General features: G+C 73.2%; 6 protein-coding genes and 1 riboswitch. Of the genes, 3 read left to right on the plus strand and 3 right to left on the minus strand.

Annotated features, from left to right (window positions below):
• From ACFU6K_RS23675 to ACFU6K_RS23685, 3 genes are all read right to left on the minus strand, one after another.
• On the minus strand, window positions 1–1,266 hold a 1,266-nt coding region (locus ACFU6K_RS23675), incomplete at its 3' end, for an AAA family ATPase (RefSeq protein ID WP_380666096.1).
• Window positions 1,267–1,449: 183 nt separating this feature from the next.
• Window positions 1,450–2,805: an epoxide hydrolase family protein gene (locus ACFU6K_RS23680; protein WP_380666098.1), complete on the minus strand. Its 1,356-nt coding sequence runs from the start codon at window positions 2,803–2,805 to the stop codon at window positions 1,450–1,452.
• Window positions 2,806–2,952: 147 nt separating this feature from the next.
• On the minus strand, window positions 2,953–3,312 hold the full coding sequence (locus ACFU6K_RS23685; protein ID WP_380666100.1) for a hypothetical protein: 360 nt from the start codon (window positions 3,310–3,312) through the stop codon (window positions 2,953–2,955).
• Between the two features lie 561 nt (window positions 3,313–3,873).
• Here ACFU6K_RS23685 and ACFU6K_RS23690 point away from each other — a divergent pair.
• The 3 genes from ACFU6K_RS23690 to ACFU6K_RS23700 all read left to right on the plus strand — a co-directional run bounded on the left by ACFU6K_RS23690 (window position 3,874) and on the right by ACFU6K_RS23700 (window position 7,736).
• Complete coding sequence (locus ACFU6K_RS23690; protein ID WP_380666102.1) at window positions 3,874–5,049, plus strand: hypothetical protein; 1,176 nt, start codon at window positions 3,874–3,876, stop codon at window positions 5,047–5,049.
• A gap of 11 nt (window positions 5,050–5,060) precedes the next feature.
• Window positions 5,061–6,308: an ATP-grasp domain-containing protein gene (locus ACFU6K_RS23695; RefSeq protein ID WP_380666104.1), complete on the plus strand. Its 1,248-nt coding sequence runs from the start codon at window positions 5,061–5,063 to the stop codon at window positions 6,306–6,308.
• Between the two features lie 104 nt (window positions 6,309–6,412).
• Window positions 6,413–6,619: riboswitch (cobalamin riboswitch) on the plus strand.
• A 247-nt stretch (window positions 6,620–6,866) separates the two neighbouring features.
• Window positions 6,867–7,736 (plus strand): ABC transporter substrate-binding protein, encoded by an 870-nt coding sequence (locus tag ACFU6K_RS23700; RefSeq protein ID WP_380666106.1) that lies wholly within the window; start codon window positions 6,867–6,869, stop codon window positions 7,734–7,736.
• The last annotated feature ends 41 nt before the right edge of the window (window positions 7,737–7,777 follow it).

The raw sequence follows: 7,777 nt of genomic DNA on the forward strand, positions 1-7,777 counted from the left end.
GACATGGGCCGCCGCGGCCGCCAGTGCGCGCCGCGCCCGCGCCTCCGGGCAAGGGGTGAGCGCGGCGGCACGTTCCAGGAAGGAGGCGGCGGCCGCCCGGCCGCCGCGTGCCAGGGCCCGGTCGGCGGAGCTCTCCAGTGCGGCCGCCACCTGTTCGTCCGGCCCGACCGCGGCGTGGGCCCGGTGCCAGGCCCGCCGGTCGGGGTCGCGCTCGGCGTCGGTGGCCTCGGCCAGGGCCGCGTGCGCCGCATGCAGCGCCGCGGCATCCGCGCCGCGCCACACCGCCGAACGCACCAGCGGGTGCCGGAACCGCACGGCGGCTCCCAGGGTGATCAGGTCCGCGGCCTCGGCCGGTGCCACGGCCTCCAGCCCGATGCCCAGCAGACGCAGAGCGTGCCACAACAGCGGCCCGTCGCCGACCGGTTCGACCGCCGCGACCAGCAGCAGGGCGCGGGTGTCGGCCGGCAGGGCGTCGACGCGCCGGCGGAAGCCGTCCTCGAGCCGGGTCGCCAGCGGGCCGGCGCCGGGCCCGCCGAAGCCGAACGCCAACTCCGCCGGCGACAGGCCCCGGGGCAGTTCCAGCAGGGCGAGCGGATTCCCGCCGGTCTCGGCCACGATCCGGTCCCGTACCCGGGCGTCGACCGGCCCCGGCAGCACGCCGTCCAGCAGCGCCCGGGCGTCGGCATCGGCCAGCCCGCCCAGCGGAAGGTCCGGCAGACCGGAAAGGCCCTCGTCGTCCGCCTTCCCGTCGGTGATCCGCTCGGCGAACACCAGCGCGACCGATTCCGCGTCCAGCCGGCGCCCGACGAACGCCAGGATTCGCCGGGACATCAGGTCCAGCCACTGCGCGTCGTCGACCAGGCACACCAGCGCGGACCGGGCCGCCGCCTCGGCGAGGAGACCGAGGACCGCGAGCCCCACCAGCAGCATCTCGGGCGGGTTCCCCGTGCTCAGGCCGAACGCGACCCGCAGCGCGTCCTGCTGCACCTCCGGCAGCCGGCCGATGTGCGACAACAGCGGGGCGCACAGCCGTTGCAGGGCCGCATAGGCGAACTCGGCCTCGGCCTCGACACCGGCCGCGCGCACCACCTGCCACTGCCCCGTCTGCCCGGCCAGATGGTCGAGCAGCGCCGACTTGCCCACGCCGGCCTCACCCCGCAGCACCAGCACCCGGCTGCGCCCGTCGCGCACCTCGCGCAGCAGACGCTCCATCACCTCCACCTCCCGGGTACGCCCGATGAGCTGGTGGTTCGCGGACTGCGACATGGCACCTCCGGGGAGAGTTCCTCCCGGAGGAGCTGCACCCATCCTACGAAGGGCGGGGCCGGCCGAGCCGCACGGGTTCCGTCACGACGGCTGGGGAGCAACCGCCTCCGGGACGGAGACGCGCGGCGGTCAGCCGGTAGCGCGGCCCGGCGGTGGTGCGGGACCCCGCACCACCGCGCCGTGTCACCTCAGCGTCCGGAAGGCGGCGCGGAGTTCTTCGGCCAGGAGCTGCGGCTGCTCCCAGGCGGCGAAGTGGCCGCCCCTGTCGACCTCGTTCCAGTGGATGATGTTGCCGAAGGTCCGCTCGCCCCAGCTGCGCGGCGCGGGGTAGATCTCGGCGGGAAAGACCGTCACCGCGACCGGCAGCTTCGGAATGGACACCGCGTTGAACGGTCCTCCGCCGGCCTGGGCACCCTCCCAGTACAGCCGGGACGACGACGCGCCGGTGCCGGTCAGCCAGTACATCGAGATCGCGTCGAGCATCTCGTCGTACGTCAGGACCTTCTCCGGCTCACCACCGGAGTCCGTCCACTCCGCGAACTTGTCGTAGTAGTAGGACGCCATGCCGACCGGGGAGTCGGTGAGGGAGTAGGCGATCGTCTGCGGGGTCTGGTTCATCATCGCCGCGTAGCCGAAGCCGTCGCGGTAGAAGTGCAGCAGCCGGTCGTACGCCCGCTTCTCCTCGGCCGACAGGTTCGCCGGGGCCGGATCGAAGTTGCGCACACGGCGCAGGACGTCGTCCGGCACGGTCCCCGGCATGTTGACGTGGATGCCGAGCAACCCCTTCGGCTGCTGGACGGCGAGCACCTCGGAGAGGATCGCGCCGTGGTCGCCGCCCTGCGAGACGTACTCCGGGTACCCGAGGCGCCTCATCAGCTCGTGGAAGGCGGGCGCGATGCGGGCGAAGTTCCACCCGGGCCTGGTCGGAGCACCCGAGAAGCCGTAGCCGGGCAGGGTCGGCAGCACCAGGTGGAAGGCGTCCTCCGCGCGGCCGCCGTGCGCGGTGGGGTCGGTCAGCGGCCCGATGACCTTCAGCAGTTCGACGATCGACCCGGGCCAGCCGTGCGTCATCAGCATCGGCATGGCTCCGGCGTGCGGGGAGCGGATGTGGGCGAACTGGATGTCCAGTCCGTCGATCTCCGTGACGTACTGCGGCAGTTCGTTGAGGCGCCGCTCCAGCCTGCGCCAGTCGTACCGGGTGCCCCAGTACTCCATCAGCGGCCGCATCTTCGCCAACTGCGCGCCCTGGCTGCGGTCGTGGACCGTCTCCCGGTCGGGCCACCGGGTCGCCCGAACGCGCCGCCTCAGGTCGTCGAGGTCCGCCTGCGAGACCTTGATACGGAACGGCCGGATCCCTGCTCCCGACGCGGGTGCCCGGCCCGGCGTCGGCCCGGCGGCTGCCGAGACCGTCCCCGGGCCGGTGGCCGCCTGGGCCGGGGCGGCCAGGCCGGCCTGGCCGGCGACGACACCGGCCGCCGCGAGACCGAGGAAACGGCGTCGACCGGTGGTGGGCCGGTTCATGTCTTCGTGCGCTGCCATCGAGGACTCCTTGTGTCGGAACGGGATGTGCGGTGTTCCACCCGCCGTCGGGCGTCACCGGCCCACCCGGCGCCCCTCCTGACCGGGGCTGAGAGGCCTCCGTGCGGAGAGGTCGCCGAGGGCCGTACCGCCCTGGTCCGGGTGGCGTCAGGCCGGGACCACCCGGTAGCTCAGCACCGGCCACGGCAGGTTGAACTGGGCCAGCGAGCCGGTGGCCCACGGGGTGGCGCCGGAGCAGCCCGCGCCGGAGTACAGCACCACGGACGCGGAGCCGGAGGCGACCTGGACCGATCGGGCGGGTGCCGCCAGCGTGTGGCACGTGCCGAAGTCGTCGAGGTCGACCGCGGTCACCGCGCCGCTCCCGCCGGTGCCCGAGTAGAGGTGGGCGCCCGGCTGCAACGGAGGCCAGCCGGCGGCGTGTGCCGATCCGGCACCGAGGCCGGTCAGGGCGGCGACGACCATCGCCGTGGCGGCCGAGCCGCGGAGCATGGCCTTGGGTGTGAACATGTGAATCACCTTTCCGTGCGCGTGATGGTGTCGCTGGAGGGTGCCACCGGAAGGACCGGGCCCGGTTCTGCGCCTGGAACACCCGGCCACTGCCGGCGACCGCTCGGACGCTGTCGGACAGCGGGCTGCTGATCACGGGAGGCCCGGACGTGGCGCCGCCCTTCGGAGCGGGCGCGTGCTCCCCATCATCGGCTCGGCACTTCTGTTCCACATCGGTCATTTGACGGTGCGTCCGCTCTACCGGTGAACTCCTCGTCCAGCCCGAACCAGGCCCGCTCACCCCGGTCACGGCTCACCGCCCGACACGCGCCGACGGGCTCAACCGGTCGACTCCCGCCGTCAGATGACTGATGTGCCGACGCGTGGCGGTGAAGCACGCTTGGGCCGGCGGTTCCGCTCGACGCGTCGCACCCCCTCTGCCGGAACGCACCGTTCGACGGCCGCGCTCGTCGCCCGCGGCCTCGGCGCCGCCGGTACGGGCCCCGGCAGGCGGCCGGGCCTCCGGGCAACACCAACCCCAGCGCCGTCACGGCCCGTCGCGGCGGCCGGCAAGGAGAAGACGTGAACAGCAGCCAGCTCTTCGACGGTGTCGCACGCCCCCGGCAGCACACCTCTCCCTCCCCCGGTCGCTCGGGCTCGCCGCTGCGCGACTACGTCCTGTGCGGCCTTCCCGCCGCCCTCGGCGACCTCTCGGCAGGACGTCTGACGTACCGTCAACTCGCCGACTCCCAGGAGCAGATGCTCCGGACCGTCGGTCCGCAGTGCCGCTCCGAGGGCGACGAGCGGACCGCGCGTCTCCTCCAGCTCGATCTGCTCTTCCTGCTCAGCGGCTACGCGCCCGCGGGGCCGCAGGCCGCACCCCGCGCCCTGACCGAGCTGATATCCGCCCAGTGCGGCAGGTTTCCCGCCCTGGATCCCCACCTGAGCTATGAGCTCCTGATCGACGTCAACTGCGAGGAACACCGGCGCAGCGGGGACATCCGGGTGTTCTCCGCAGGCCGGGACGCCACTCTCGAACGGGACTTCTACCTCGGCCACCACCTCTCCGAACCCTGGGCCACATCGGCCGCCTACGGCCTGCGCTCGCTGGTCCTGCCGACGGCCGCCGCCCGACCGGCCGCGGTCCTGGACGACGTCGTCGAGCACCTCGCGGAGTTCACCCGGTACATGGCCAGCTACCGCCGGCTGTCCCAGCAGGCGTTCAACCGGTTCCGCCCCTACCACATGGGCCATCCCGGCGGCCCGCGCGGCGCGAGCGGTGCGTTCATGCCCAGTGTCCACCTCCTCGAACTGGCCCTGCTGCCGCCGTCGAAGGAGTACGGCGTCTTCCTGGACCAGTCGATGTCCTACTTCCCCTCGTGGTCCCGGCCCGTCATCGCGCGCTGGCGCGGCGACTCCATCCGCGGGGCGAACGTGTCCCAGCGGCTGCGGGACGGACGGCTGGTGCTCGACCGCGCGGGCCGCGCCCGGCTGGTCAGGGTGATCGACAAGTTCGTGGACTTCCGGATGGCGCACCTGGGTGTCACCCGGCACGCGCTCCCCGAGGCGTTCCGGGAGCGGACCGGGCTGACCCGTCGCGCCATCCGCGAGCAGGGCGGCGAACACGCCATCCTGGACGGCCGGGACCCCGGCACGTCGGGGTTCAGCGTCCGGCATGTGCTCACCAACGCGGTGTACCGGATCCTCGCACTTCGCGCCGATCTCACCCACCCCGGCTCCGCTCCGGCCGACCAGTAGGCAGGCAACCGATGTCAGCATTCCGTGTCGCGGTCGTCGACGCGTTCGGCACGTCCTCCGGGTTCACCGGCGCCTTCGGCGCGCTGGGCGGCGAGGTGGTCCAGGTCCGGAGCACTCCCGCCCCTCCGGTCGGACTCGATCCGGTGGACGACCGGGCCTTCGGTCATGTGCTCGTCCACGACGGCAAGTTGGACGTCCTGACCGCACAGCTCGCCGCACTGGGGCCGGTCGCGGTGCTGGCCGGTCGCGAGACCGGGGTGGAGCTCGCCGACGCCCTCTCCGAGCGGCTGGGCCTGGCCTCCAACGGCACCGCCCTGAGCAGCGCGCGGCGCGACAAGTACGTGCAGATCGAAACGGTCAAGGCTCAGGGCGTCCCCGGCATGCGGCAGCTGCGCACCGGTGACGAGGCCGAACTCCTGGCCTGGCACGAGAAGGTGGGCGGGACCGTGGTCGTCAAGCCCCTGCGCGGCTACTGGGGTGCCGGCGTGTCGTTCTGCGACCTGCCGCAGGACTCGGTCGCCGCGCTGCGCGGGCTGCGCAGCCGCCGTACGGTGCTGGGCGAGCCGATCACCGAGGTCGTCGCCCAGGAGTACCTGGTGGGCGCCGAGTACATCGTGAACACGGTCAGTTGCGCGGGGGTGCACCAGCTGACCGACGCCTGGCGCACCGAGCGGATCGAGGCCAACGGGGTGCGGGACCTGGTGACCGCGCAGGTGCTGCTGCGCTCCGACGAACAGCCGGTCGGCGAGCTCCTCGCCTACGGCCGCCGGGTGCTGGACGCCCTCGGCATCCGGTACGGTGCGGCGCACCTGGAGATCAAGCTGACCCCGGACGGCCCACGGCTGGTCGAGGCGGGCGCCCGCGTTTCGGGGCTTCCGTACTACACGGCCGAGGTCCTGGGCGAGGGCCAACTGGAGTGGACCGTCGACGCCTACGTCCGGCCCGAGCGGTTCCGCGCCCGGGCGGGCCGGCCCTACCGGCGGCGGCACGCGTTCGCCTGGGCGGCGCTGGTGGCTCCGGCTTCGGGACGGCTACGGGGCTACCGCGCGCTGGGCCGGCTCGAGCGACTGGAGAGCTTCCGTTCCCTCACCGTGCTGGTGAGGCCCGGCGACGCGATCACCGCGACGACCTACGATCGCGAATACCCGGCCACCCTGACGCTCGGCCACCCGGTGGACGCGATCCTGCAGCGCGACCTCAACACGGTGCGCTACCTGGACGGCCCCGGGATGTACGAGATCACCCCGGCGGCCGGTTGACGGGTTCGCCGTCCGGATCGCCACCACCCCGACGGCCGCGCGGCACTGCCGGGGCGGCTCCGCCGGAGGGCCCCGGCCGGTCGAGGCCGACCTGACCACGCCTGATACCGTGCCATCGCCGTGGTGTTCGGGAAACCGGTCTGAGTCCGGTGCGGCCCTCGCCACTGTTGCCGCGGAGTTCCGCGGCCCTCGCTGACCGGCTTCCGCCAGCGGTCAGGGCCACTGGGCGGGTTGGAAGAGCCGCTCGGGAAGGTCGGCCGCGGCGCGTCGATGCGGAAGCCAGGAGACCGGCCACGGCGCGACATGTTCCACGAGGGTTTTGGAGAACACGTGCCCAGCGGTCTGCCGTACCCGCATCCGGTCCGATCCGTACGTTCTGCGCGTTTTGTGCGTCCCGTACATCCCGTACGTCCGGTACGTCCCACAGGTCCGACACGCGCCGTCCGGGCGGTCGCGGCCCTGCTGTTCACCGGCGTGCTCGGAGCCTGCGCGGGCGCCCCCGCGCCCGTCGCACCCGTCACGTCCGGCGGGACGGCCGGAGGTGCCGCGCCGGTCAGCGTGGACAACTGCGGGACCACCGTGACGGTCGGCGCGCCGCCCGACCGGCTGGTGACGCTCAACCAGGGTGCCACCGAGGTGGCCCTGGCCCTCGGGCTGCAGTCCCGGATGGCCGGTACCGCCTACCTCGACGACTCCGTCCCGGAGAGGTGGAAGGCGGCCTACGACTCCGTCCCGGTGCTCTCCAAGGCGTACCCGACGAAGGAGAACCTCCTCGCGGCCCGTCCCGACTTCCTGTACGCCTCCTACTCCAGCGCGTTCACCGAGAAGGTCGCGGGCACCCGGGAGGAACTGCGCGGCCAGGGCGTCCCGTCGTACCTGTCCCCGTTCGGCTGCCCGGACAAGAGCAAGGTGCCACCGACGAGCTGGCAGGCGGCGTGGGGCGAACTGAACGACGTCGCCACGGTCTTCGGTGTCCCGGAGCGGGCCGCCGCGATCCAGCGGCAGCAGGAGCAGCAGCTGGCGCAGCTCACGGCGACGGCCGCGGGCAAGGGCCTGAAGGTCCTGTGGTTCGACTCGGGCACCAAGACGCCGTACGTCGGCGCCGGCCGTGGCGGGCCCCAACTCGTGCTCGACGCCGTGGGTGCCCGCAACGTCTTCGGGGACCTGCCCGGCAGTTGGCAGAACGTGAGCTGGGAGAAGGTCGTCGCGGCGGACCCGGACGCCATCGTGGTCGCGGACGCCGGCTGGGACACCGCCCAGTCCAAGATCGACTACCTGGAGAACGACCCGGTGCTGAGCAGGCTCACCGCCGTGCAGCGCAAGGCCTTCGTGGTGGTGCCCTTCTCGGAGTCGACCCCCGGCGTGCTGCTCGCCGACGGTGCCGCCCGGGTGTCCGACGGGCTGGGCCGACTGCACCCGGCTTCATGACCACCGCGCCCCACCCCGCCGCGCGGCCCGCCGGTCCTGGC

It is taken from the genome of Kitasatospora sp. NPDC057512, from assembly GCF_042802135.1.
GTDB lineage: Bacteria > Actinomycetota > Actinomycetes > Streptomycetales > Streptomycetaceae > Kitasatospora.